17 protein-coding genes are annotated in these 25822 nt (G+C 69.0%); 9 read left to right on the top strand and 8 right to left on the bottom strand.

The window, feature by feature from the left end; translation table 11 throughout:
* Positions 1 to 73: 73 nt before the first annotated feature.
* Complete coding sequence (locus tag QHF85_RS35980; protein WP_281331927.1) at positions 74 to 1747, bottom strand: alpha-amylase family glycosyl hydrolase; 1674 nt, start codon at positions 1745 to 1747, stop codon at positions 74 to 76.
* A gap of 9 nt (positions 1748 to 1756) precedes the next feature.
* Positions 1757 to 2599 carry an expansin EXLX1 family cellulose-binding protein gene (locus QHF85_RS35975; RefSeq protein ID WP_281331926.1) on the bottom strand — a complete coding sequence of 281 codons (843 nt, stop codon included), beginning with the start codon at positions 2597 to 2599 and terminating at the stop codon, positions 1757 to 1759.
* Between the two features lie 85 nt (positions 2600 to 2684).
* Between QHF85_RS35975 and QHF85_RS35970 the strand changes: the two genes are divergently transcribed.
* Both QHF85_RS35970 and QHF85_RS35965 read left to right on the top strand, forming a co-directional pair.
* Complete coding sequence (locus QHF85_RS35970; RefSeq protein WP_281331925.1) at positions 2685 to 4367, top strand: L,D-transpeptidase; 1683 nt, start codon at positions 2685 to 2687, stop codon at positions 4365 to 4367.
* 85 nt (positions 4368 to 4452) lie between these two features.
* Positions 4453 to 6513, top strand: a complete 2061-nt coding sequence (locus QHF85_RS35965; RefSeq protein ID WP_281331924.1) for an FUSC family protein — start codon at positions 4453 to 4455, stop codon at positions 6511 to 6513.
* 223 nt (positions 6514 to 6736) lie between these two features.
* Here the strand turns inward: QHF85_RS35965 and QHF85_RS35960 are convergent, their stop codons facing one another.
* Both QHF85_RS35960 and QHF85_RS35955 read right to left on the bottom strand, forming a co-directional pair.
* Entirely contained in the window at positions 6737 to 7414 is a 678-nt protein-coding gene (locus QHF85_RS35960) for a hypothetical protein (RefSeq protein WP_281331923.1), read from the bottom strand.
* A gap of 433 nt (positions 7415 to 7847) precedes the next feature.
* Entirely contained in the window at positions 7848 to 8711 is an 864-nt protein-coding gene (locus tag QHF85_RS35955) for an alpha/beta hydrolase-fold protein (protein WP_281331922.1), read from the bottom strand.
* 255 nt (positions 8712 to 8966) lie between these two features.
* On the opposite strand from QHF85_RS35955, the gene QHF85_RS35950 reads away from it, so the two are divergent.
* The 3 genes from QHF85_RS35950 to QHF85_RS35940 are packed head-to-tail and all read left to right on the top strand — an operon-like array spanning position 8967 to position 11865.
* Entirely contained in the window at positions 8967 to 9260 is a 294-nt protein-coding gene (locus QHF85_RS35950; protein ID WP_281331921.1) for an acyl carrier protein, read from the top strand.
* A complete protein-coding gene (locus QHF85_RS35945; protein ID WP_281331920.1) occupies positions 9257 to 10213 on the top strand; it encodes a class I SAM-dependent methyltransferase in 957 nt (318 codons plus the stop codon). The genes QHF85_RS35950 and QHF85_RS35945 overlap by 4 nt, the downstream gene beginning before the upstream one ends.
* Positions 10210 to 11865, top strand: coding sequence for an AMP-binding protein (locus QHF85_RS35940; RefSeq protein WP_281331919.1), 1656 nt, complete (start codon positions 10210 to 10212; stop codon positions 11863 to 11865). The genes QHF85_RS35945 and QHF85_RS35940 overlap by 4 nt, the downstream gene beginning before the upstream one ends.
* Here the strand turns inward: QHF85_RS35940 and QHF85_RS35935 are convergent.
* On the bottom strand, positions 11857 to 12483 hold the full coding sequence (locus tag QHF85_RS35935; RefSeq protein ID WP_281331918.1) for an alpha/beta family hydrolase: 627 nt from the start codon (positions 12481 to 12483) through the stop codon (positions 11857 to 11859). The two genes, QHF85_RS35940 and QHF85_RS35935, sit on opposite strands and share 9 nt — an antisense overlap.
* A gap of 97 nt (positions 12484 to 12580) precedes the next feature.
* Between QHF85_RS35935 and QHF85_RS35930 the strand changes: the two genes are divergently transcribed.
* The 3 genes from QHF85_RS35930 to QHF85_RS35920 all read left to right on the top strand — a co-directional run bounded on the left by QHF85_RS35930 (position 12581) and on the right by QHF85_RS35920 (position 17590).
* Positions 12581 to 13765: an acyl-CoA dehydrogenase family protein gene (locus QHF85_RS35930; RefSeq protein WP_281331917.1), complete on the top strand. Its 1185-nt coding sequence runs from the start codon at positions 12581 to 12583 to the stop codon at positions 13763 to 13765.
* Between the two features lie 90 nt (positions 13766 to 13855).
* A complete protein-coding gene (locus QHF85_RS35925; protein WP_281331916.1) occupies positions 13856 to 16426 on the top strand; it encodes an isopeptide-forming domain-containing fimbrial protein in 2571 nt (856 codons plus the stop codon).
* Positions 16427 to 16669: 243 nt separating this feature from the next.
* Complete coding sequence (locus QHF85_RS35920; protein ID WP_281331915.1) at positions 16670 to 17590, top strand: DUF4388 domain-containing protein; 921 nt, start codon at positions 16670 to 16672, stop codon at positions 17588 to 17590.
* 153 nt (positions 17591 to 17743) lie between these two features.
* On the opposite strand, the gene QHF85_RS35915 is transcribed toward QHF85_RS35920, so the two are convergent.
* The 3 genes from QHF85_RS35915 to QHF85_RS35905 all read right to left on the bottom strand — a co-directional run bounded on the left by QHF85_RS35915 (position 17744) and on the right by QHF85_RS35905 (position 24835).
* Positions 17744 to 22573: a zinc-dependent metalloprotease gene (locus tag QHF85_RS35915; RefSeq protein ID WP_281331914.1), complete on the bottom strand. Its 4830-nt coding sequence runs from the start codon at positions 22571 to 22573 to the stop codon at positions 17744 to 17746.
* Between the two features lie 185 nt (positions 22574 to 22758).
* Entirely contained in the window at positions 22759 to 24066 is a 1308-nt protein-coding gene (gene hisD, locus QHF85_RS35910) for a histidinol dehydrogenase (RefSeq protein WP_281331913.1), read from the bottom strand.
* 181 nt (positions 24067 to 24247) lie between these two features.
* The gene (locus QHF85_RS35905; protein ID WP_281331912.1) at positions 24248 to 24835 is read right to left on the bottom strand and encodes an SMI1/KNR4 family protein; all 588 of its coding nucleotides are present in this window, start codon (positions 24833 to 24835) and stop codon (positions 24248 to 24250) included.
* A 149-nt stretch (positions 24836 to 24984) separates the two neighbouring features.
* Between QHF85_RS35905 and QHF85_RS35900 the strand changes: the two genes are divergently transcribed.
* Positions 24985 to 25797, top strand: coding sequence for a uracil phosphoribosyltransferase (locus tag QHF85_RS35900; protein ID WP_348652787.1), 813 nt, complete (start codon positions 24985 to 24987; stop codon positions 25795 to 25797).
* Positions 25798 to 25822 lie beyond the last annotated feature (25 nt).

Raw genomic sequence — 25822 nt, 5'->3', positions numbered from 1 at the left:
GTAGCGACGCCCCGGAGTACGGAAAAGAACTTTCGTGTCCGGGCATGAATCGGACGATCCGTCGCCGGCGGAATTATCGACCGAGAAGCAGCGCCTCGTAAGGACGCAGCACGGCCTCGCCGTCGCGAATCGGGAGCGCCGCGGGATACGTGGAAGCGAGGGGGACGTGGCAATCCCCTGGGATCCGCACGCGCCTCGTCGCGTCGTCGAAATGAAGGAGCACGGTGACGACGTCGTCGCCAAACGTGCGGCGATAGGCGAGGACCTCGGCCGGGAGCGCGCTGGCGGGATAGAGATCGAGCGCGCCGGCCTGGAGCGCCGGGCGGGTTTGGCGGAGCCGGAGCAGGCGCCTGTAGCAATGCAGGATCGAGGCGGGATCCCGCTCCTCCGCCTCGACGTTGACGGTCACCGCCGCGGGGTGGACCGGCAGCCAGGGCGTGACGCCGGGGCTCGAAAAACCCGCGTTCGGCGCGCCGGACCATTGCATCGGCGTGCGGCAGGCGTCGCGGTTCAGGAGCACGCCGGCTGCGTGGAGCTTCTGCGCGACGACGTCGGGGAGGAACCGGTACATCCGCGCGAGCGGGTCCTTCGCGGTGGCGAGCGGCAACTCGAGGTCCCGCATGCCGATTTCCTCGCCGTAATAGATGAACGGGATGCCGCGGGCGGTGAGCTGCACGGCGGCGCTGAGTTTTTCGCGCTCGGGGTGGTAGCCGAGCCGCTCGCCGCGCCGGGCGCGATCGTGATTGCCGAAGACCCACGTGGGCACGAGCGGCGCCGGCATCTCGCGCTCGAATTCGAGCACGAGCTCACGAAACCCCGCCGCCGTGAACGGCGTCCGCATGGCCTTGAACAGAAAGACGCTGTGGAGGCCGTCGCAGCTTTCATCCCCCACGCAATACCGCCGCAGCTCGCTCGGCTGCCCGAAGACCTCGCCGACGAGGAAACGCGGCGGATCCTGGAATTCGTCGGCGACGCGCCGGAGCGTGCGGGCGAAGGCGATGGTCTCCGGGTGGTGGAGCGTGCGCCGGTAGGATTGCAAGAACCCGTCGGGATCGTCCTCGCTCGGGAGCAGGCGGGCCCGAAAGGGGTTGTCCTCGAAGCGTTCGTCCTTGAAGATCGCGTGGAAGATATCGAGCCGGAGGCCGTCGAAGCCGAACGCGAGCCAGCGGCGGACGACGCCGAGCATGGCCTCCTGAACCTCGGGGTTGCGATAATCGAGGTCGGGCTGGAACGGCAAGAAGCTCGCCCAGTACCATTCTTGCGTGCGTTCGTCCCAGTGCCATCCGCGTGGCCCGACGAGCGAGCGCCAGTTGTTCGGCGGCGCTTTCCCGCCGGGCTTCTTCCCGGGGCGCCAGAGGTACCAATTTCGCTTCGGGTTCGTCCGGCTGGAGCGGGATTCGCGAAACCAGGGGTGCTCGATCGAGGTGTGGTTCAGGACCATGTCCGCGACGACGCGCAGGCCGCGCGCGTGGGCCTCGTCGACGAGGCGGCGGACGTCGTCCCGCGTGCCGTACTCCGGCGCGACGGCATCGTAATCGGAGACGTCATACCCGAGATCCTGCTGGGGGCTACCATAAAACGGGCAGATCCAGAGCGTCTCGACGCCGAGGTCCCGGAGCCAGTCGAGCTTCCGCACGATCCCCGGCAGATCCCCGATTCCGTCGCCGTTCGTGTCGAGGAAAGAGCGGGGGTAGATCTGGTAGACGGTCGTCCGCGCCCACCAGGGCGGAAGCTCGGCTGCTTGCATGTCGTCGTCTCACATCCCGCAGGCGGGGAACTGCCCCTGTCCGGGCGCATCGCCCGCCTCGACGAAGGGAATCCCGCTGTCTTCGAGCACGCTGCCGTAAACGTCGGTGACGCGGATCGTGTACGGCCCCGGGCCCATGCCCTTGTCCTCGACGAAATAGTTGTAATCGAGCCGCTGGACCTCGTGCCAGGCGCCGTCGTCGCTCTTCCATTCGAGCTTGGCGATCGCATTCCGGTGGTTGCGGATCTGCACCGCGGTCCACCACTGGTTCGAGCCTTCCTTGAAATGATAGACGATCGGCCCCTGGCCGTCGCAAGGGACGAACTGCCAGGAGATCGGGATCCGGCCGTCTTCGAGCGGCGCGAGCTTCGCGAAGGCGTCGGGCGAGAGGTCGATGTCGCCGTGCACGCATTCGGGGCAGAGATCGACGATGCGCACCGTGACCTCGCCGTTCGGCCCTTTCACCTGCGCGCACGCGCCGCAGACGCCCGAATTCGCGTAGTCCTCGGCGTTCATGGCCCCGACGAGCAGCGGGGCGTCGGAGGAGGCGTCGAAGCTGCACGCACCGGAGCCGTTCGCAGCGTAATAGGTCCCGTCCCCCTCGAAGGTCGGCGCGTTGTCACAAGCTCCGAACCCGGAGCCCGTGCTGCCCGCGCCCGCGCCGCCTTCGCCGCTGCCATTGCCGCTTCCGCCGCTGCCGCTCGCGCCGCTGCCGCTTCCGCCGCTTCCGCCGCTGCCGCCGTCCCCTCCCCCGCGACCGCCTCCGCCGCCGCATCCGACCACGAGCGCGAGGGCCGCCGCGAGGCCCACACCATACGAAAAGCCCAGGGTTCCGAGGGATCGATAAGCCATGTGGGGACGGTACCATCCCGACGGCGCGCATGTCCATCCGGCAGGAACTTGGCCCGCGCAAACGAGGCCTGGTAGCGGGCCGTTCATGCGGGCCTCATCGTTCCTCGCCACCGTGGCCATCGCGAGCTTTGCGACGGGTTGTCCGTTGCTGGAGCCGAGCGTCGGCCAGGAGGTGGCCTCTCCCGCGCCGGATTCTCTCCCCAAAACGACGCCGCTGCCCGCCCTCGCGACGCCCACACAGGCCCCCGCGCCGCCCCCTGCGCCGCCGCCGGCCGCGCCCACGCCCGCGCCCGCGCCGCCCGCCGAGGCGACGGTGGATACGCCGGATCTGCCGCCGGACCCGGCCGCGCCCGCGAATCTCGTGCTCGCGGAGCCCGAGGCCCCCGCCGTGCCCGAGGAGCCGGAAGAGCCCATCGAGCCGGCGAAAGAGCCGCCGAAAAAGCCCGAGGCCGAGGTCTTCGAGCTCGCGAGCCTCGCGAAAGAGACGTGGATTTACGCCGAGCCCCGCTGGCGGAGCCGGCGCATCGGATACCTGCGCGCCGGCGCCATCGTCACGCGCGACGAGAAGCCGAAGAGCCGCGCCAATTGCGAAGGCGGCTGGTACCACATCAAGCCGCGCGGCTACGTGTGCGTCGGGACGAACGCGACGCTCGACATTCATCACCCCGTGGTGGAAGCCGCCGCGACGCGGCCCTCGCGCGACGGTTTGCCCTACACGTACGTGATGTCGCGCAATCCGCCGCCGCACCTGTACGCGCGCCTGCCGACCGACGCCGAGCTGCGCGTCGTGGAGCCGGATCTCGCGGGCCACCTCCGCAAGGTCGCGCAGACGGCGCTCGATCCACAATTCGTCGCGCCCCCGCCGCCCGATCCCACGCCCGGGGCCCTGCTCTACGGGCTCGCGGCGCCGCCGCTCGCCGGCGTGTCGCGCGGCGCGGATACGCTCGTCGTGGGGCGCGCCAAGGGCCGGAGCGGGTTTGCCCTGCTGTCGACGTTCGATCACGAGGACCGTCGTTATGGTTTGACCACGGAGCTCGCGGTGATCCCCCTCGATCGCACGCGGGTCATCCGGACGTCGCCCTTCCAGGGTTTGCCCCTCGGCGACGTGCCTTTGCCGGTGGCCTTCGTGAAGAGCCGGCACGCCATGCGATACACGTCCACGCCTGGCGGGCTCGGAGGGGCGACGAAGCTCGGCCATCGCGAGGCCGTTCCGATCACGGGGAAATCGATCCGCTCGGGAGGCGCCACGTACCTCGAAGCGCGCGACGGGTCGTGGGTGCGCGAGGATCAGGTGGTGCGCATCGACCCGATGACGCGGCCGCCGGGCTGGGCGCTCGCGGGGCAGAAATGGATCGACGTGTCGATCCTGAAGCAAAGCCTCGTGGCCTACGAGGGGACGAAGCCGGTCTACGTGACGCTCGTGAGCACCGGCGCGGACGGGCTCGGCGACCCGAAAAAGACGCATTCGACGATCCAGGGCGTTTTTCGCATTCACACGAAGCACGTGAGCGTGACGATGGACGGCGACGAGGTGGGCGACGAGTTCGACCTGCGCGACGTGCCGTTCGTGCAGTACTTCAACGAGGGATACGCGCTCCACGCGGCCTACTGGCACGACGATTTCGGGACGCCCCGGAGCCACGGCTGCGTGAACCTCGCGCCGAGGGACGCGGCGTGGCTGTTTGGCTGGACGACCCCCGAGGTGCCCACGACCTGGCACGCGGGGCTCTCGCTGCGGGGCGGGACGGTCGTCTACACCCACCCCTGAGCCCTCGAGGCGGGAAAGCGCGCGGTGCCGACGGTCTCCCTTCGCAGCGACGCGCGGCCCGCGCTACCCTGACGCACGCGACGCGATGCGGCTTCGTGCTCTCCTCGGCTCGACGGGTCCCCTGACGCTGGCGGTGCCCGACGTCGCGCGAGGGTTTCGCGCGGCGCTGCTCGTGCTGCCGCCGTTTTATCTGGCGGCTGCGTACGCGCGCCCGGAGCTCACGTGGACGGCGCTCGGCGGGTGGCTCGGCGCCCTGGCCGACCCGGGCGGCTCGCGGGCGACGCGCGCGAAGGCCCTCGCCGTCTTCGCGATCGCCGGTCCGGCGGCCGTCGGGCTCACCGAGGCCTGCGCAGGCTCGCGCGGGCTCTCGACGCTCGCGCTCGCGGCGATCGCGTTCTCCGCGGGGATCGTTCGCGCCGCGGGTCCGACGGCCTCGCAGGTCGGGCTGATGGCCGCGATCGGTGCGGCGATCGCGAGCGGCCGCCCGGAGCCTTCGCCGCTGCGCGACGCCATGTTTTTTGGGCTCGGCACCACGCTGGCCGTCCTGATCTCGTCGGTGGTGTGGCCCATCTGGACGCACCTGCCCGTACGTCGCTCGCTCGCGCGCGTGTACGAGGAGCTCGCCGCCTATGCGTCCGAGGCCGGGAGCCCGGCCATGCTCGACATCCCCCGGGACGACCCGCGATGGGGAGCGCTCCTCCGGCAGCACCACCGGCGCATTCGCGACGCGCTCGAAGCCGCGCGCGAAATGGCGCTCGCAATGCGCGCGCGCCGCGAGGGGGACACGCGGCTCGGCAGCAATACGAGCCTGCTCCTCGGCGCGGCCGAGGCGCAATTCCCGCGGCTCGCCACGCTCGTGCAAGAGGTCGAGGCCCTCCCGAAAGAGGCGCGCGCCGAGCCTGCCGCGCGCTTCGGGGACATCGCGTCCCCCTATGCCGAGATTCATCGCATTCTCGGGGCGCGCGCGCTCCGATCGAGCCCGAAGGCGCCGCCCGCCGCGCGCGTGCCCAAAGACGGCGCCACGACGTCGCGGGCCGGCGCGCTCGCGGATCACCTCGCGTCGGAGGCGCGCGCCGCGCTCACCCTCGCGAAACACCTCGACGAGCCGCTCGGCGCGCCCGCGATCGAGCACGCGCCGCTGCCTCCACGCGCGGACGCGGGCTCACCCGTCTCGGAGCTCCGCGCGGGGCTCCGCGCCATACGCGACGCGCTCTTTCCGCACTCGGTCCTTTTGCGCCACGGCCTTCGCTCGGCGTGCGCCGTCAGCGTGGCGTCCATCGCGGGCTCCCTCGTTTTGCCAGGCCATTCCAACTGGGTGACGCTGACCACCCTCGTCATTCTGCAACCTCATATCGGGGCGACCCTCCAGCGCGCGCTCGAGCGTGTCGTGGGGACGGTGCTCGGCTGCATCGTGGCGGCCGCGATCACGCTCACCGTCACGTCGCCGGTCGTGCTCAGCACGCTCATGGTCCCGCTGCTCGTCGCCGCCGTCGCGACGCAGCCGCAGAGCCGCGGCCTTTTCACGGTGTTCCTCACGCCGGTGTTCGTCCTGCTCGCCGAGCGGCACCTCGGCGACTGGCAAACCGCGGCGGAGCGCGTGGGCGCCGTGGGCCTCGGAGGCGTCATCGCGGTCGTGGCCGCAGCGATCTTCCTGCCGTCGTCGGAGCAAAAACGTTTGCCGGACGCACTCGCCTCAATGCTGGGCGCTCTCGCGTCCTATGCGCACGTCGTGCTCACGTCCGCGGCGGATCGAGGAGCCGCAGGCGTGGAAGAGCGCGTGGTTTCGGCGCGACGGTCGACGGGCGTGGCGCTCGGCGAAGCGGAGGTCTCGCTCGAGCGATTGCTGGCCGAGCCCCTCGGCGACAAGGACGCCGCCGCGGACGCGATGTTGCTCGTGACCTATGCGCGGCGGCTCGGCTCGGCGCTCACGGCGGCCGATACGCTCGCGAAGGAGCTGCCCGCGCCACCGGAGACGCTCCACCAGGTCGACGAATACATCGCGACGGTGCTTTCGGCGGCCGAGGCGCGCGTGCGCGGGACGCGCGAGGCGCATGTGACGAGCGCGCCCGAGGTCGTGGACCACGATCCGCTCGAACGAGTGGTGCGTTCGGCGGGGCTCGTCGCGAGCCTGACCGCGCGGGGGTAAGGGCGCACGTGGCTGCGAGGCCGGACGTCGCTCCGGCTTCGCCCTGCGTCATCGCCGAATTCGGCGACGCGTGCAATGCCACGCCGACGCCCACCCGGCGTCGGTGGCATCCATGCTGGAGATGAGAAGGGGATGGGAGGGAGAGCGCTTCCGGGAGGGCGCGTCCTGCTGGACGCGCCCTGGGAGCATCGAGCGCCACGGTTGGCGCGCGGAGAAGCTTCGTTCAGGGGGAGACGGTGAGCTCGCCGATGGCGAACGGACGCTCGCTCTGATCGAAGACGTTGGCGTCGTTGGTGCTGGTCACGCTCCACGAGTACGACAGGATCTCGCCCGTCGTGGCGTCCGTGTAGAGCCGCATGTAGGCCGTGCCGGGGATGTTCGCCGTGAAGACGCCGCTGACGCGACGGCTGTCGGGGTACGACGCATTCTGGCCGTGCTCGCTGCCCGTGGAGTCGGCAATCGGCAGCGCCCACTGCTTCGTCCCCGTGACGTACGGTGTATAGAACGCGTTCGGCGGCGTGATGTCGATCGGCTCGCCGATGATCACGGCGGCGTGGCCGGTGTACGAGCCGGTGGCGTTGATCGCGATGATCTGGCCCGCGTCGACGTCGGCGATGTTGTCGACCTCGACGAGGTTGGTGCCCGCGGTGATGTACTCGTACCAGCGCTGCGCGCTCAGGGTCGAGTAGGTGAAGTAGTACGTCCACTGGCTGCTCGTCCAGCCGAGGGCGTCCTTGACCGCCTTGGTGACGAAGCTGCCGCCATTGCCCGTGTTGGTCCCCGCGACAACGAGGTCCAGCGCCGCGCCCGAGACGTCGCCGTCGCCAGTGGCCCGCGCGTCCGAGGAGAAGCAGACAGCCGTGGCAAGCGCAGCGGCACCGAAGAGAGCGAGCTTATTCATGTTCACACCTCAGGAAGAACGACCCGTGTTGGTCGTCAGCAAAATGGAACGATGGACAACCGGAGAGTGGGCATCTGCCAAATCATGGGATGCGCACTCGATAGGCGGCACGGGTATACCTCAGCATCGATGGAAAGGTCAAGCGTCAATCTGGAAATCGATACACGCCCAAACGACCCCTCACCCGGGTGCGCCAACAGCACGAACCCGACATGATGCAGTGCGCCGTCGCCTTGGACACGCGCGACGACGCGCTGCCCGGGCGGCGCGCTCTCTATAATGAGAGGAGGCCCGGAGGGCAGACGCCTGGCGGCCGCAACGGACGCCACACGTGAGGCTGGGTACGAGCCCGGTGACATGCTGGCACCCCGGTTCCAGGGGCAGCGACGGCGGGTCTTGGCTCCACGGACGCGTGCGCGGACGGCGAGGGCACTCACCCTCCGCCCGGAGCCTCCCGCTTATGCGCATACAGCAGCCGCAATGCATTCACGGCGCCTACATGGTACACGCTATTGTGCGCCTCCGCCGGAAGCGGCGCATAATGCCACACGAGACCCGGGGGCGCATGCTGGCGCAGGATTCCGGCGATCTGCTCGGTCTCCTTCGTGTTGTCCTCGACGCCGCCGACCGTCAGGTACAGCGTTTTTCCCTGCACGGGCAGCGTCTTCAAGCGCGGCTCGGCCTGCCTCAGGACGAAACCCTCGTTCCACCACAGGCTCGGGCTCACCGCGATGTACGTTCCGAACGAGCCCGGGTCCTCGAAAAACGTCTCCAGGACGAACAGCCCGGCCAGCGATTCGCCCATGAGCCCTCGCTCGCCGCTCGCCCGATAGTCGCGCTCGATCCGCGGGACGAGCTCGTTCTTCAAAAACGCGCGGAACGCAGCCGAGCCGCCCACGCGCGGCGCGATCGCCTTGTCCTTCTCGCTCTCCGTGGGGCCCGTCAGATCGCGTCGGCGCTCGGTGTTTTCGATTCCGATCACGAGGACCGGCTCCATGATCTCGTTCGCCACGGAGACCTGGACGATGCCGGTGATATGGTGAAAATCCTCGGCCGCGCCGCCGTCGAGCAGATAAACCACGGGATATCGCTGGCTGCTCTCCGCATACCCCGGCGGCAGATACACCGTGATGCGGCGCGCTTCGCCGAGCGCGGCCGAGTCCATGACGAACGATTGACCGATGACGATGGCGTTCGGCGGCGCGGCGGCGCTCGGCTCAGGGCAAGGGGCCGAGGCCGCGCAGCCGAGGAGGGTCAAGCACGAGCCGAAGGTCAGCGAGGAGAGGAGATGACGCATGGAGCGCCCACCCTACCCTCGCCGATCGAACGAGGAAAGCCCGCGTCCGGGTCGACGCGGAGCCCGACGTCCACCACCCCGGCAATGTTTCGACTGCACGGAACCGCCGTGCCAATGCTGCACGCGCAACACTGGCGCGAGTCGGGCATTGCCTGCACACGCCGGTGGTTCAAAGCTCCCACGGAAGGATGCGCGGCGTGGCCTCCCATTTGCCAAGGCGCCGTCGCCGTATCTTTCAGCACCAAGGAGCTTTTCGTGTCTACCGAACTTTCCATTCCCGAAGCCATCGCCAACGACGTCCGCCGGATCATCGCCGAGACGCTGCGCCTGCCGGTGGAGCAGGTGGCGCTCGACACGCGGCTCGACGAGGCGCGCCTCGGCATCGATTCCCTCGGGCTCATCAAGCTGAACGTCGCGCTCGAAGAGGCGTTCGACATCACGCTGCCCGATTTCACCACGCCCGAGCAGCCGCACATCCGCGTTGTCGCCGACGTGGCCGCGCTCGTCGCCGACAAGGTCTCCGCCCAGGCGAACGGAGGTGCGCGATGAGCTCCACGGCGCATACCCACGCCGAGCGCGAGGCCATGGAGCGCTCGCCCGCGGAGCAACGCGAGCACGAGCGCCGCGTCGTGGCCGAGCATTACCAGCACGACGTCGAGATCTTCTCGATGGTCCTCGATAGCCGCCTCGCGTACGCGACCGGCGTCTTCGCGCGCCCCGACGAGGACCTCGAGACCGCCCAGGCGCGCAAATTCGCCCGCATCCAGGCCAAGCTCGACATCCAGCCCGGCGAGCGCGTCCTCGACGTCGGCTGCGGCTGGGGCAGCAATCTTTTGTATCTCGCCGAGCATACGAAGGGCGATTTCTTCGGGATCACGCTGAGCGAGCGGCAACGCGAGGAGGCGCTCCGCCGCGCGCGCGCCGCCGGCGTGGCGGACCGCGTGCACATCGACGTCCGCCACGTCGAGGATCTCCCCTGGGAGCCGGGCTCGTTCGACGTGGTGCTCTTCAGCGGCAGCATCGTCCACATGCACAACCGCGAGGAGATCCACCCATCCGTCGCGCGGACCCTCCGCCCCTCGGGGCGCTTGCTCATCTCGGATTGTTATTTCCCGGCCGAGCGCCGCGGGGACCGCGAGAGCACGGCGACGGATTACATCTTCGTCGAGGCGCTCGGGTATTGCCGCCTGCTCCACCTGAGCGAGGAGCTCGCCTTCATCGAGCGCGCGGGGCTCGACATCAGCCACGTCGAGGACCTCACGAGCTCCTACGCGCTCACGCTGGAGCGCTGGATCGACAACGTCCGCAAGAACCGCCGCCGCATCGAGGCGATCTCGCCCGGGTTTTCGCGGCTCCTCCAGCAATACATGACCGTCGCCAAGCTCTCCTTCGCGCGGCGCACCGCGCTCGAATACATGATCCTGGCGACGCGGGGCCGGCCGCGTCTCGAGGTCGCCTCGTTCCCCATCGCCCCGCCCGCGCAGGAAGAGGGGGCGCGATGAGCACGAGGACCCTCGCCGGGCTGCTCCGCCGCCGCGCCGAATCGATGGGCGACGCGGTCGCGATTCGATTCAAGGAGGAGCCGGGATTCGAGGCGTGGAGCTGGGTCCGATTCTGGGAGGAATCGGTGCGCGTCGCGGCCGGGCTGCGCGAGGCGGGCCTCGGCCCCGGCGACCGCGTGCTCGTGCTCGTGCCCGAGGTGAAGGCCGCGGTCACGACGCTCTTCGGGATCTGGTCGCTCGGCGCGGTGCCCATTCCCATCGGGCTCCCGTTCCGGCTCACCGACGTCGAAGGGTTTTTGGAGCAGCTCCGAAAAACAGCGGAGCGGCTCTCCGCGCGGGCGCTCGTGACCTCGCGCGCGCTTTCGGCATTCGCGGGCGCGCCGGGGGCGGTCCGGGTCCTCTGCGCGGAGGATCTTTCGATCACGCCGCACGGATTCTCGCCCGATCCCGACGGGGCCCCGGGCCCGGCCTTGATCCAGCTCACGAGCGGGAGCACGGGGCACCCGCGCGGCGTCGTGCTCGGGCACGAGCGGCTGATGCTGCACATGGCGTGCATGAGCGAGGCGCTGCCGAGCCACGCGGAATCGGTGGCCGTGTCGTGGCTGCCGCTGCATCACGACATGGGGCTCATCGGCGGGCTGCTCTTTCCTTTTTACAATGGGTTCGTCGCGAACATGCTCGCGCCGCAGGATTTCCGGGCCCGGCCGCTCGCCTGGCTGGAGGCGATGTCCTCCTTGCGAGCGACGATCTGCGCGGCGCCGCCCTCGGCCTATGCGCTCGTCCTCCGGCTCGCGCGGCGCGCGGCGGAGGCGGGGCTCGACCTTCGGCCCTGGGAATGCGCGATGATCGGCGCGGAGCCCATTTCACCGGGGCTGCTCCGGCGCTTCGCCGAGGCCTTCCGCCCCGTGGGTTTCCGCGCAGAGGCATTTTTCCCGGTCTATGGCCTCGCCGAGGCCACCGTCGCCGTGAGCTTCCCGAAGCTGCTCGCGCCGTCGCGCTTCGCCGTGGTGGATCGCGAAACGCTCACGCGGACCGGGCGCGCGGTCGCGACCGAGCCGGGCCCGCACGCGCTCGAGCTCACGTGCGTGGGACGACCGATTCCCCGGACCGAAGTGCGAATCATGGGCGAGGACGGCGAGGCGCTGCCCGAGCGGCAGGTGGGCGAGATCGAGGTCCGCGCGCCGACGTTGATGCACGAATACCTCGACGATCCGGCGGCCACCGCGGCGGCGCTGCGGGAGGGCTACCTGCGCACCGGGGACCTCGGGTATCTCGATGCGGGCGAGCTTTTCGTCACGGGTCGGAAAAAAGAGCTCATCATCAAGGGCGGGCACAACCTGCTTCCTTCGGTGATCGAGGAGATCGTCTCCGAGGTCGAGGACGTGCGGAGCGGCTGCGTCGTGGCGGTCGGCGTGCGGGCGGAGGCGGACGAGACCGAGCTCGTGTACGTCGTCGCGGAGACGAAGCTCGACCAAGGCGCCCACGACGCGCTCGGCGAGCGGGTGCGCGCCGCGCTGCTTTCGCGCGGAATCGGCGTCGATCGCGTGATGCTCCTGGCCCCCGGGCTCTTGCCGAAGACGACGAGCGGCAAGCTGCGGAGGCGCGCGGTCGCCGAGGCGCTCTCGCAAGGACGCTCGCTCGCGTCAGTCTGAGCGACGCGCGACGAATTCGGAGATCTTCTGCGTCATCGTCTCGAGGTGCTCCGCGAGGGAATGGTTTGCCCCGGGGAGCACCTCCAGCGTGACCGGCCCGGAAAGCTCGCGCGCGAACGCGCGGACCGCGTCGATGTCGCCCCATTCGTCGCGATCGCCTTGGATCAGGAGCAGCGGCTTCCGCGCCTCGCGGAGGTAGGAGAAATCGTAGACGTTGATGGGAATGCCGATGCCGATCAGCGCCTCCACGCGCGGATCCGCCGCGCCGGCGCGCAGGCCGACCCAGGCGCCGAAAGAGTAACCGGCGACGAGGAGCCGGCTGTGCTCGGGGGCGAGGAAATCGAGCGCCGCGCGGGCGTCGTCGACCTCGCCCGCGCCGCCGTCGAAATGGCCCTCGCTCGCCTCGACGCCGCGAAAATGAAAGCGCAGGACCGTGGCCCCCGCGGCGTGGAGGGCGCGCGTGGCCCGGGAAACGACCTTGTTGTAGAACGTGCCGCCGAACTGCGGGTGCGGATGGCAAACGACGGCCGCCGCCGTGGCGCTCGGGTGGCGCTTGAGCACGGCCTCGATGCGGCCGGCCGGGCCAGGAAGGAAAAATGTGCCGTCCTTGGGGCGCATGCAGCATCCATAACACGTGGATTGTCGTGATCGTGCGGCGCGCGCCGCGACGCCCCCTTCCCCGCGCCCGCCATCCGGGCTACACACGCCTCCGACCATGACGCCCCAAGAGCCGCTCTCGCTCGACGCCCTCATCGCCATCGACGGCCTCCTCACGGACGAGGAGCGCATGATCCGCGACACCGTGCGCAGGTTCGTGCGCGAGCGGTATCTGCCGCGCGCCGCCGAGCTCTTCGCGAAGGAGCAGTTCGCGACCGACCTCATCCCCGAGATCGCCCAGATGGGCCTGCTCGGCGCCTCGCTCAAGGGATACGGCTGCGCCGGCATGAATGCCGTCTCCTACGGGCTCGCGCTCGCCGAGCTCGAGTACGGCGACAGCGGGCTCAGGAGCTTCGTCAGCGTCCAGGGCTCGCTCGCGATGTACCCGATCTGGCGCTTCGGCTCCGAGGAACAGAAAAACAAATACCTGCCGAAAATGGCCGCCGCCGAGCTCATCGGCTGCTTCGGCCTGACCGAGCCCGACGCCGGCAGCGATCCCGGCTCGATGAAGACGCGCGCGCGGCTCGACGGCGATTCGTACGTGCTCACGGGGACGAAGATGTGGATCACGAGCGCGCCGATCTGCGATCTCGCCGTGGTATGGGCGAAGGTCGACGACGGCGACGCCGCGTCCATCCGCGGGTTCATCGTCGAGCGCGGGACGAAGGGCTTCGAGACGCCCACGATCCACGGAAAAATGAGCCTACGCGCGAGCCCCACGGGCGAGATCGTGCTGAACGAGGCGCGCGTGCCCAAGGAAAACATGCTTCCCGGCGTGGTGGGGCTCAAGGGGCCGCTCTCCTGCCTGACGCAAGCGCGCTTCGGCATCTCCTGGGGCGCGCTCGGCGCCGCGCGCGCCTGTTACGACGCCGCGCTCTCGTACACGCGCGAGCGCGTGCAGTTCGGAAAGCCCGTCGCGGCGAAGCAGCTCGTGCAGGAGCAAATCGTGGAGATTGCCATGGACATCGCCAAAGGCCAGATCCTCGCCCTGCATTTCGGGCGCCTCAAGGACGCCGGCGGCATCACGCCCGTTCAGGTCTCCTTCTGCAAGAAGAACAACGTGGGCCTCGCGCTGCGCGCCGCCCGCAAGGCGCGCGGCCTGCTCGGCGGCAACGGGATCCTGCTCGACTACCCCGTCATTCGGCACGCGCTGAACCTCGAGAGCGTCTACACGTACGAGGGCACGGACGAGGTGCACACGCTGATCCTGGGCAACGCGCTGACCGGCCATAACGCATTCTGAGCGCGCGGACCAAAGCCCCGCGATCTCGTTCCAAAAAGAATGCGCGCGGCAGGCGACCTCTGGCATGATGGAATGCGAGGTCCTTGCCCCATGTCCACGCGTTCCGCTCTCCCGCCCCGGCGAAGCTTCCTCGGCCGGGCCGGCCTCGTCGCCCTGCTCGGCGCTGCGGCCCTCGCCGCCCTCCCCGCCGGGACGGCCCTCGCCGCCCCCAAGCTGCGAAAACAGTTCGACGGCCACGGCGATTTTCGGCTGATCGGCAATACGCTCGGACACGAGTGCGGCAACGTCGGGGTCGCGCCCATCGTCGGCGACGTGGCGTGCAACGGCAGCGGCGACGGCGCCCCCGATATCCACTGGCGCGCGGACGCGCCCGCCCCCGGCAGCGCCTCCGCCTCGGAGGCGGTCGCCGTGGCCGACCAGCGCTCGACCGCCGTGCTCACCCTTCCGCCCGGCGCGACCGTGACGTACGCCCGCCTCTACTGGGGCGCGCGCTGGGACAACAATGGCATGGCCGATACGGGCGTGACGCTCGATCGCCCCGGCGCGTTCTCGCAAGCGATCACGGCGGACGAGAGCCTCGTGAGCACGAACGTCTCGGGCGGCGTGACCGAGTACTTCTACCAGTCGACCGCGGACGTGACCGCGCTCGTGACGGCCCAGGGCGGAGGCGCGTACCGGCTCTCGGGCGTCGACTCGATCAGCTTCGTCGGCCTCGTGCAAGACCGGCTCTTCGCCGCGTGGTGGCTCGTGGTCTTCTACGAGCTGCCCTCGGAAAAGCCGCGCCACCTCGCGCTGCACGACGGCTTCGACCGGATCGGACAAACCCCGCAGACGCTCGCGCTCTCGGGCTTCACCGTGCCGGGCGCGGCGATCGACGGCAAGCTCGGCGTCATCGCCTACGAGGGCGACGTCGCGAGCTCTTCCGGCCAGAACGATTACCTGCGCTTCGGCGAGGGCGTGCTCGGCGCCGCCAACGACATCATCGACGCCCAGAACCCGAGCGGGAACTTCTTCAACGCCTCGCGATCGTGGCTCGGCGCGCCCGTCACCACGGCCGGCGATCTGCCGCAGCTCACGGGCGGGCCCGGCAGCATGAGCGGGATCGATCTCGACGTGGTCGACATCTCCACGAAGATCACGCCCGGCCAGAAGACGGCGAACGTGCAGGTCGGCAATGCTTCGGGCGCAAACGACATCTACTGGATCGGCGGCTTCGTCTCGTCGATCTCCACGCTGCTGCCCGATTACTCGACCTCGACGAAGACCGCGTCGGACGTGAACGCGGGCAAGCTCGTCGTCGGCGACGAGCTCGAATACACGATCGCCGTGACGAACAGCGGCAACGACACGTCGATCAAGACGCGCCTCGACGACGCGCTGCCCGTGGGCGTGTCGTTCGTGCCGGGCTCGCTCCAGATCGTGCAAGGCGCGAACGCCGGCCCGAAGACGGATCAAGCGGGCGACGATCAAGGCGAGTACACGGCCGCCACGCGCACGGTCACGGTGCGCCTCGGCGCGGGTGCGAACGCGGCCACGGGCGGCAAGATGGCCCCCGGCGAGACGGCGCTCGTGCGCTTCCGCGTGAAGATCGAGCCGAACGCGCCCGCGAACATCTCGAACCAGGCGACGATCAGCGGCGAGGGCGAGCAAGGCGCGCCGTACACGTCGTTCCCGACGGACGGGAACGGGGTCTCGCCGGGCAACCCGCCCACGGTCGTGGTGATCGAGGAGTGCACGACGAACGCCGATTGCGGCGGCGCGACGCCGATCTGCGACACGTCGAGCGATCCAAATGCGTGCGTGGGCTGCACCGAGGACAGCCAGTGCCCCGGCGACAAACCCGTCTGCGATCCGGCGCCGAAGCAATGCATCTGCGTGAGCTCGGGCATGGAGACGTGCGACGGGAAGGACAACGACTGCGACGGGAGCGTCGACGAGGGCTGCAACGATACCGACGGCGACGGGTTGCCCGACGACGTCGAGGTCATCCTCGGCACGGACCCGACCGACGCCGACACGGACAACGACGGCGTGCCCGACGGGCAAGAGCCGCTGCCGGGCGACGACACCGACGGCGACGGCGTGAACAACGCGAACGACCCGGACAGCGACGGCGACGGGATCTTCGACGGCACGGAGATGGGCTACGACTGCAGCGGTCCCGGGACGAACCCCGCCGCCGGCAACTGCGTGCCCGACGCGGACATGGGCGCGACGACGACCGATCCGCTCGACGCCGACACGGACAACGGCGGCATCCCCGACGGCGAGGAGGACAAGGACAAGGACGGCGCGGTGGATCCGGGCGAAGGAGACCCGAACGATCCGAGCGACGACACGGTCTCTTCGGGCACGGGCGGCATGGGCGGCGCAGGCGGCATGGCTGGCGCAGGCGGTGCCGGCGGCGCAGGTGGTGCCGGCGGCGCAGGCGGAATGGGCGGCTCCGCGGGCGCAGGCGGCGCAGGCGGCTCGGCAGGCGCCGGTGGAAGCGGCGGACAAGGCGGAGCCGCAGGCAGCGGCGGACAAGCGCCCCCCGAGGGCTTCGTGATCACCGGCGGCGCGTGCTCGACCGGGAAGTCGCCGTCGTCGACGGATCCCCTCGCCTGGGCGCTCGGGCTCGCCGGCGCGGCGCTCGCGCTGCGGAGGCGCCGGAGCCGTTAGCCGCACCCCCTCTCCCGAGCGGTGAGGGGCGCGATCGTGGCGATCCCACCTCACGTGAAATGGGGTTCGCGTCGTGCACGCGAGCTTCCGCGGCGTCACGATCGCAGCGGAAACACCGCGCCCCGGGCGCTACGCCCGCGTCGTTTTGATGGATGACCCCAAGAGTCTCACGATGCACAATGTCGGACCGAGCGTGGCAGTGGCTCGTGCTCGGTTTCCACGCACATGGAACAAGCTCCACACATGACGTCTCCGTCGCGGCTCGTTCTGCGCTTCATCTCGGGAAAGTACCAGGGTGGCGAGATCCCGCTGCAGGACGCGCAGGAGCTCGTCGTCGGGCGCGCGAGCGACGCGGGCATCGTCCTCGTCGAGGAGATGGTCTCGCGCAGGCACGCGCGCTTCTTGCTCTCGAACACGGACCTCACGATCGAGGATCTCGGCTCGACGAACGGCACGTTCGTGAACGGCGAGAAGATCCAGAAGAGCGCGCTCAAGGAAGGCGACCGCGTGCTCATCGGCACGAGCATCCTCAAGGTGGTTTCGGCCGATGCCGCCGCCGCCGCCGCCGGCTCGCGCCGCAAGGTGGAGCCGCCGCGCCCCTCCGTGGCGCCCCGCGGCCCCGCGCGCTCGATGTCCGGCGCGATCGAGGAGATCCCGCTGCCCGACCTCCTGCAGCTGCTCGGGACCTCGAAGAAGAGCGGCGTCCTCGTGATCACGTCGGATGACGACGTCGGAAAGATCTTCCTGCACCGAGGCATCGTCACGTACGCGGAGATCAACGAGGACGACGTGCCGCCGCTGAAGGCCGCGATCCGCATCCTCGCGTGGACACGCGGGACGTTCGACTTCGATCCGCCCGAGGACCGCACGCTGCCGGTGACGATCAACCTCTCGGTGCAGGAGCTCCTGATGGAGGGCCTGCGGCAGATCGACGAGCTCAACGCGCTCCGGCACAAGCTGCCGGATCTCGACACGCGCCTCAACGTGCCGCACCCGCTCGGGCCCGCGCTGCGTGAGCTCTCGCCGACGGAGATCGAGGTCTTCCAGCTCGCGTACAACCACGGGCACCTCGCCGTCGTGCTGAACAAGAGCCACGCGACGGATCTCGATACGACCCAGGCCGTCATCAAGCTGATCGCCGCGGGGTATCTGCGGAAGGGCTGACGCGTCCGGACAAACGCGCGCCCGGACAAACCGGCCGCTGCACACGCAAAGAAAAAGGCCACGGGACGGATCCCGTGGCCTTTCTTTTTGGATCGATCCCCTCACCCCCGGCCCCTCTCCCGAGCGGAGAGGGGTGGGGGGAGGTGGCTTGGATCAGTCGTAGATGCCCTTCATCGTCGGGTCCGCAAGGCCGTACGCCGAGAGGGCCTGACGGATGAAGAACGGCACCTCGACGTACCGCGAGAGCTTCACGCAAGCGCGGTTCGCCGTGCAGGTGCAGCCGGTGTTGTCAGCGGCGGTGCAACGATCGGCCGACGACTGGATCGTCGAGTCGAACTTGACGAGCGGCGCGCCGTAGTTCGGCGACGTCGTGTCCGCGTTGAGCCGCGCCTTGTACCAGTCGACCGTGCCGTCGTTGTCGAAGTCGATCTCGTCGACCACGTACGCCTGCTGGAGCAGCTCGTTCGCGTACTGCAGGACGCGCGCCGAAATGCCCTTCTGGACGGTCTTCTCGTACTTCGTGCCCGGGAAGAGGACCTCGGTGCCGTAGGACTTGGCGATGTACACCTTGCCCGTCGGATCGTGGAACTCGACGCGGTTGCCGAACTCGGGATCGCCGTCCACGCCCTGCTCCCACAGGCGGAGCATGTTGATCCACCACTGCTGCTGGTTCTCGGGCAGGTAGTTCATCGTCCAGGCGATGAGGAACTTCTGCTGCTCCCAGCCGATCTGGCCGTCGATGGGCATGAGCGTGTCGACGTTGACCGACTCGCCCTCGAAGACGCCCGGATCCCAGCCGACCGCCGAGCAGACCGTCGACCCCTGGCCGGGGAAGCAGACCTGCGGGCCCTCCGCCGGCCACCAGCTCGTCCAGCCGAGCGGCGTCGTCGGGAACTTCTGCGCATCGGTGACGGGCGTGTTGTTGTTCGCCTTGACCCACGAGCCCTTGAGCATGTCGTCGCCGGTCAGGTTGTTCGCCAGCCACCGACGATAGCCCTCGGGGAACACGTCCGCGAGCGAGACCGCGCGGTAACGAGCGTCGAGGAAGTCCAGGCGCGAGGCGCTGATGAAGTTGTCGACCGACTCGGTCATCAGCATCGAGGCCCAGGCCTTGTCGTAATACGACCCGGCGTTCATCGTGTACTCGGAGTCGTAGTCGTTGCCCTTGTCCTCCGCGAGGCGGTTCTCGAGCAACTTGCCGCCGATGCCGATCGACGCGGGGCCCGCGGGGCTGTTGTCCGAGCGATACCCCGTCGCGCCGTTCGGCACGGCGAGGACCGTGGGACCCGGCGTCGCGTAGGTGTCGTCCGTCGAGCGCAGGACGAGGTCGTTCGCGATCTTCTGGTGGTTGCCGGGCTGCGGGCGAGCGACCTGGCGCGCGAAGTGATCGAACGCGAGGCCCGAGGCCAGGATGTTGTCCTGGTAGAACTGCTTCGCGATCGAGGGCCACTCCGAGTTGAAGTCGAAGCCGGACTCGAGCGCGAAGTCACGGTAGATGTTCACGAGCAAGCCGAGGCCCTTGGCCGCGTCGCGCATCTTCGTGTTGTACCGCTCGAGCGTGCGCATCGCCGAAGCGCGGACGCTGAAGCTCTGCCGGTTGCGGCGGTAGTTGTCGAAGATGTGCCCGACTTCCTGCTGCGTGATGAAGAAGTTGAAGAGCTCGTAGACGTCCGCGCCGTTGTCGTGGCGGTAGACGGCGACGTTGCCGAGGTCGGCCCAGCGGTCCGTGGCGAAGCCGTAGGGAACGCGCGTGCGCTTCGCCGCATCGACGGAGCTCCAACGACGGGCGAAGTCCTGACCGTTGTCGCGCATCGACTGCCACGGCATGTAGTCGACCTTGCGCATCTTGCACTTGGAGTACTCGCCGTTGACCTTGACGATCAGGCCGTCGAGCAGCGGGTCCCACTTGCCGAGGCGCGCCTCGTCCCAGTCGGCCGGCTTCATGCGCTGCACCTGCTCTTCCGAGAGCGAGACGCAGCTCTGCGCGTCGAGCATCTTCCACGTCCGCTGGAGCTGGGAGTAGTGGATGTTCGCGCTGCCGTTCGACGTGTACTGGTAGCCGATGATGCCGCCGAAGCCGTCCATCTTGTCGAGGGCGGCGCGGCCGATCGGTTTGTCCGCGTTCATGTCCGCGTCGGCATGCACCGCGACCGTCTGGCCGTAGAACATGCGCGCAGCGGCGAAGTCGTACGCGGAGAGGCCGAGGAAGTCCTGCGTGACTTCACCGCCGTACTCCATGATCGACTGGTGCATGAACATGGTGAGGAGCTGATCGCGCTCATTCGCCGTGACCTGGTCGAAGTAACGCGGCCCGATGCAGTTCTCGCTGTCGGCCTCGCTCTTGAGGTCGTTGCACGCCGCCGTGACCTTGCCGTTCTTCGTGCGGAGCTGCCAGTACTGCGGGCGGAATCCCCAGGCGTCCGACGAGCTCACGAAGTTGTGGCGCAGGCCGATGGAGTGACCCATCTCGTGCGCGATGACCGAGTAGTGCGCCTTCTGCGCGAGCCAGTGACGGATCGCCTCGGAGCGGTCGAGCTGGTCCTGCTTCGTGTTCGCCATCGGATCCGCGAACGTGCCGTACGGCGCGCCCGTGCGGGGGTTGATGGCGTCCTTGAACTTCGCCTGGATCGCCTTGTCGAGCGACGTGAGGCCGATCGGCGAGGGGAACGTCGCCTGCATGATGCACATGCCACGCTCGGCGAGGGCGATCTCCTTCATGCGCGCGATGTCACGCTGCACCTGCGGATGATTGCCGCGCAGAGGCGACGCGAAGTTCATCACGGCGTCGTTCAGCGGCAGCTTCTCCGTGCCGGCGAGCTGCTGCATCGCCTTCGTCGTGAGCTGCGCCTCCATCGGCGAGCCCGCCGCGTGCATGCGGCGCGCCTCGTAGACCGGGCGGTTGGCCGAGGGCGCGAACGCGTCGGCGCGCACGTCCTGGACCATGTGCTTCACGTTCTCGAGCGCCTCGGCGAACTCGGGCTTCGTGACGATCGAGCCCTCGCCGCTCTCGACGGCCTTCATCTTGTCGGGCATGACGCCCGCGCCGCCGAGCACGCGACGCGAGAGATCCGCCTGGCTCATCTGCGGGAGCACGCCCGTGCCGCCCGCCGCCTCGCTGGCGATCGCCCAGTCCTTGACGTACGTGCCCTCGGTGACGTCGTCGGTCGAGAGCTCGCCGTTCAGGTACCGCATCTGATCGACGAGGCCCTGGCTGAAGAGATCGGTGACGTGCGACCAGACGTTCGCGCTCGCCGCGATCTTCTCGCCCGTGAGCGGATCGTCCGAGTCCGTCATGATGCCCCACGGCGAGGGCGTCTGCGGCGTCGGGATGACGTTGATCTGGTGGTAGCGCAGGTCGCCCATGCGCACCGTGCGTCCCGCCGGACCGCAGGCCGGATCGTCGGTCTCGAGGACCGGGCTGTGGCAGAGCATGATCATCTGCGGCATCTTCGCGACCGCGATCACGCCCGGATCCATGCCGCGCTCGTTGCCGAGCTGATCGGCGATCGCCTCGCAGTTCCGGCCGTCGTTCGTCTTGCCGGCGCGGCAGGCGTCGACCTCGCGCGACAGCTGGATGAGGTCCCAGTTGTCGTCCATCTGGCCGTGGTACATCGGGTACTGGCCGTCGCACGCCCCGGGATCACCGCCCGTCGCCTTGCACTCGGCGTTGCGCGAAGACATGACCGCGGCGCGCATCGCGACGTCCCACTCGTGCGTCGCCCAGTCGGTCGACTCGAAGTACGACTGGTCCGACTCCTTGGTGTAGTACCAGGGCTGCGGGACCTCCTTGCGCATGCGGTACGGCATGGTGCAGCGCTGCTTGAACTCGTCGCAGCGCGAACCCGCCACGCCCGTCCGCTGCGTGACCTCTTCGCACTCGTCCTCGGTGCCGTTGCCGTCGAGGTCGCGGTGCGGATCGTCGCCCGCGAGCGTCTTCTCCGGGACGAAGCAGGGGATCTCGCCCGTCATCTTGTCGAGATCGGCGTAGTAGTGGCTGCGCTCCCAGATGTTGTAACGCGCGGCGAAGCGGTACCACTTGTCGTCGCTCATGCCGTAGTTGCGGGCGTAGCCCGAACGATCGACGGTGAACGCGCCGTACGCGCTGAAGCGCTTGCCGTCCCAGTTGACCGGCTCGTAGTCGCGATCGACGACGCGGCGGAAGGACTGGCGGATCGTGAGCTCGACGGGGTTGCAGGTGCCGGAGGGCGCCGAACCGCCGAAGAAGTCGTTGTCGAGGAAGCAGGCCGGGAACTTGTCGATGCCCCAGCCGAGGTGGCTGAGGTCGATCATCTTGGGCTTCGCGAACGCCTTGTTCGTGACGTCGAAGTAACCCGTCTCGGGATCGAAGTGCGGCGCGTCGGGATCGTTCGGATCGCTGACGTAGTAGTCCATCGGCTCGTAGTCGACGCCGCCGTAGACGCCGAGCATCGACAGCGTGTCGAAGTCGTACGAGTCGGTGTTCAGGTTCCGGCTCCAGTCGACGCGGAAGTACTCGCGGTCGTACCAGGGCCTGTCCGAGCCGTTCTCGACGAGGATGTTCATCTCCTCGCCCGTCGTCGGGTTGTACTCGTACCGGATGTCGAAGTGCGACTGGATGGGGTACGCGACCACGATCACGCCCTGATCCGTCGACGGTCCGACGCCCTTCTTGCCGTCGGTGTCCTGGATGCGCTCGTAGCTCAAGCGCCCGATCAGGAGGTCCTCCGTGATCTGCCACTTCAAGCGCGCGACGGGCTGCGCGTACGTGGACGTGAACAAGCCGTCCTGCGCCGCGCCGTAGCCGACGTCGACCACCGTGCCCTGCGACCAGAACTCGGGGTTGTCCGCGTCGCTGTGCAGGTCTTCACCGACGAAGAACGACTTCGCCAGCGCGTTCGCCTGCACGCGGTTGATGGGATCTCGCTCTTCGGCGCACCCGAGCGCCCCACCAGCGAGGAGCCCGAGGGTGGCCACGAAGGCGACCCGTATCCTCATCCATCTCATCGAAGGTCCTCCTTGCACTGCCGATCCGAAGCCCGCCAAAAGCCCACGCGAGCGGGTCCCTACCCGATCAGCGGGACTGAAAGCACGTTTGATGCCACATCGAATTTCTGGGCGTTTTCAAGCACTTGCTTGTTGAAGCACAGGGCCCCGCCCGGATCCCCGTTAAAGCTCTGACACGACGATCGCTAACTCTCGCCCTCCCCCCGCCCCCCGAGGCGCGTGTGCTGCGACGTCCGTAGCTCGACCGCGCGCGCGTGCGCATCCAGGCCCTCGGCACGCGCGAAGTTCGCGATGTAGGGCCCATGACGCAAGAGCGCCGGCGCCCCGTAACGAATGATGCTCGCCCGCACGACGAAGTCGTAGACGCCGAGCGGAGAGCCGAAACGCGCCGCCCCGCCCGTCGGCAGGACGTGCGAAGGGCCCGCGAGGTAGTCACCCGCCGCGACGGGCGTCATGCCGCCGAGCAGCGCCGCGCCTCCGCCCTCGACGGTGTCGAAGAGCGCCTCGGGATCGGCGACGTGATACGAGACGTGCTCGCCCGCGACGAGCGAGGCGATCTCGGCCAGGCGCGCGAGGGTCGGCACGACGAGCGCGACGCCGCGCGTGCGCATCGCTTCCCCCGCGATGGAGTCACGCGAGAGGGCCGCGAGCTGAGGCCCGAGCTCGGCGACGACAGCTTCGGCGAGCGCACGGGAGGTCGTGACGAGGACACACCACGCGGCCTCGTCGTGCTCGGCCTGCGAGAGGAGATCCGCGGCGACGACGGCGGGATCGGCCGCGTCGTCGGCGAGCGCGACGATCTCGCTCGGCCCCGCGATGCCGTCGATGTCGACGTCGCCGTAGACGAGCTTCTTCGCGCAAGCGACGTAGATGTTTCCAGGACCAACGATCTTGTCGACGCGCGGCAAGCTCGCCGTGCCGTACGCGAGCGCGGCGATGGCCTGCGCGCCGCCCGCGTCGAGGATGCTCGTGACGCCGGAGAGGTGCGCGGCCGCGAGGAGGCGATCGTCGGGCGCCGGCGTGGCGAGGACGATGTCGCGCACGCCAGCGACGCGCGCGGGGATCGCCGACATGAGCACGCTCGACGGATACCGCGCCTTGCCGCCGGGCGCGTACACGCCGACCCGCGCGAGCGGACGCACGCGCATGCCGAGCACGACGCCGTCTTCTTCGTAACGGAAGCCTGTCTCGCGCTGGTGCTCGTGGTAACGGCGGATCCGATCGGCCGCGAGCTCGAGCGCGGCGCGGAGATCGGGCTCGAGGCGCGCGAGCGCGGCGGCGCCGTCGAAGCCGCGGATCACGAGGGGATCGGGGCGGCGACGCTCGAAGCGCTCGACGTACCGGAAGACGGCTTCGTCTCCCTCGGCGCGGACGGCCGACACGATCGCGCGCACGTCTTGCTCGACGGCGCCGAGATCGTCGGCGCCCCGCGCGACGAGGCGACCGAGGCTCGCGGCGAACGTCTCGGTTCCATCGATGTGAATGGGGATCATGCGGCTGCGAGCGCGCTGCGAATCAAAGGGATCACAGCGGAAGCTCGTGCCGTACCACGTTCTTTTTTCGGCACATAGGCCCGATCGGGGCCTACTCCTCGGGCTTTTTCACCGGACAGAGGGGACGTTCCCGGAAGAACGACCCCTCGCGGGCACCGAGGACATCGCCTGGGCCGATGTTCTAGGTCCAGTGACCTGCGCGCAGCGCCGCCGAGTCGATCGTCTTGATCTTCGGCGCGAGCGCCTCACGGAAGATCGCCTCGTCCTCGTCGTCGAGCACGCCGCTCCCGAAGCCGGTCGCGACCTCCATGCTCGTCGCGAGGATCCGCAGGAACTGCTGGAAGCTCGACGCGCAGAGCACGGGCTTGATCGTGTCGGTGCCGAGCATGCACGTGAAGACGGGGCAGTCGCCCTCGGCGTCGAGCTTGCTCGTGTCCAGGAAGTAGGGATCTCCGAGGAGCGCGCTCCGCGCGATGATCACCCAGTTCTTGCGCCAGTTCGGGATCTCGCCCACGGACTTGCCCCCGAGCGTCTGCTCGCCCGCGAGCTTGTGCGACGGGAAGAGCCGCACCCGCTCGACCGGGGTCACGGTCTCGACGTCCGTCGGATCCGCCGCCGCAACGAAGGCGCGATAGCGCGCAGGGATCCTGAAGGTCTTGCGTAGCTCGTCGATCGCCGCCGGATCCGCCTTACCGAAGCTCACGGGGATGCTTCGCTTGGCGAAGATGTCTTTGAGCGCCGCAACCGATTCGGCCAGGTCGCTGTCCACCGAACCTATCCTCCGTCTCGCGGGTGTCGCACACGTCCGAACGCCTGGAAAGAGATCCAGCCACGTCCTCCGTGCCGAACCCATACGCCGGAACCACCGGCGCGCGTAGGAATACCCCGCCCGGGGCCAGGTAGTGTAACAGAAAAATGATGGTCGACACCGCCTACGCCGAGAGCCGGTACCAGGCTGCCGAGATCCCCCACCGCTACGGGCCGGGGGTCCATCTGCTCGATGACCCGTTCGCCTGGACCCTTTTGACCCGAGCTTGCTCGCCGGATACGGGCCAGCCGGACATGGGACGCCTGGTCCGCATGCTCTACGAAGGGCTCGCCCGCGTCGTGCTGGCGACGGAGTTCCCCCGCGCCCGCGTGGACGTCCCCACCCGCATGGCCGTCTCCCACCCGGAGGCCGTCTACCGCGGCACCGCGCTCTCCAGGACCACCAAGGCCGTGACCGTGGGCATCGCGCGGGCCGGGACCATGCCCTCGCAGGTGGTCTTCGACCTCATGAACGAGGTGCTCGACCCGAGCCTCGTGCGACAAGATCACCTGTTCATGAGCCGGCAGACGAACGCCCAGGGCGAGGTCGTCGGCGCGACATGGCACGACGCGAAGATCGGCCGTGACGTGGGCGACCGCTACGTGCTGTTCCCCGATCCGATGGGCGCGACGGGCTCGTCGATGGTCAGCGCGGTCTCGTATTACAAGGGCTCGCTCGAAGGAAAGCCGGCGAAGCTCATCGCGATGCACCTGATCGTGACGCCCGAGTACATCCGGCGCGTGCACGCGGCGCACCCGGATCTCGTGGTGTACGCCTACCGGCTCGATCGAGGGCTTTCGCCGCCGGCCGTGCTGCGCACGGAGCCTGGTACGCACGAGGAAGAGCGCGGGCTCAACGAGGTGCAGTACATCGTGCCGGGCGCAGGCGGCGTGGGCGAGATCCTGAACAACGCCTGGGTTTGAGGCAGCGTAGCGCCGGGGTTTCACC

It is taken from the genome of Polyangium sp. 6x1 (assembly GCF_029946515.1).
Lineage (GTDB): Bacteria > Myxococcota_A > Polyangia > Polyangiales > Polyangiaceae > Polyangium.
The sequence above is the reverse complement of the archived record's forward strand: the minus strand, read 5'-3'. Positions and strand labels throughout refer to the sequence as shown.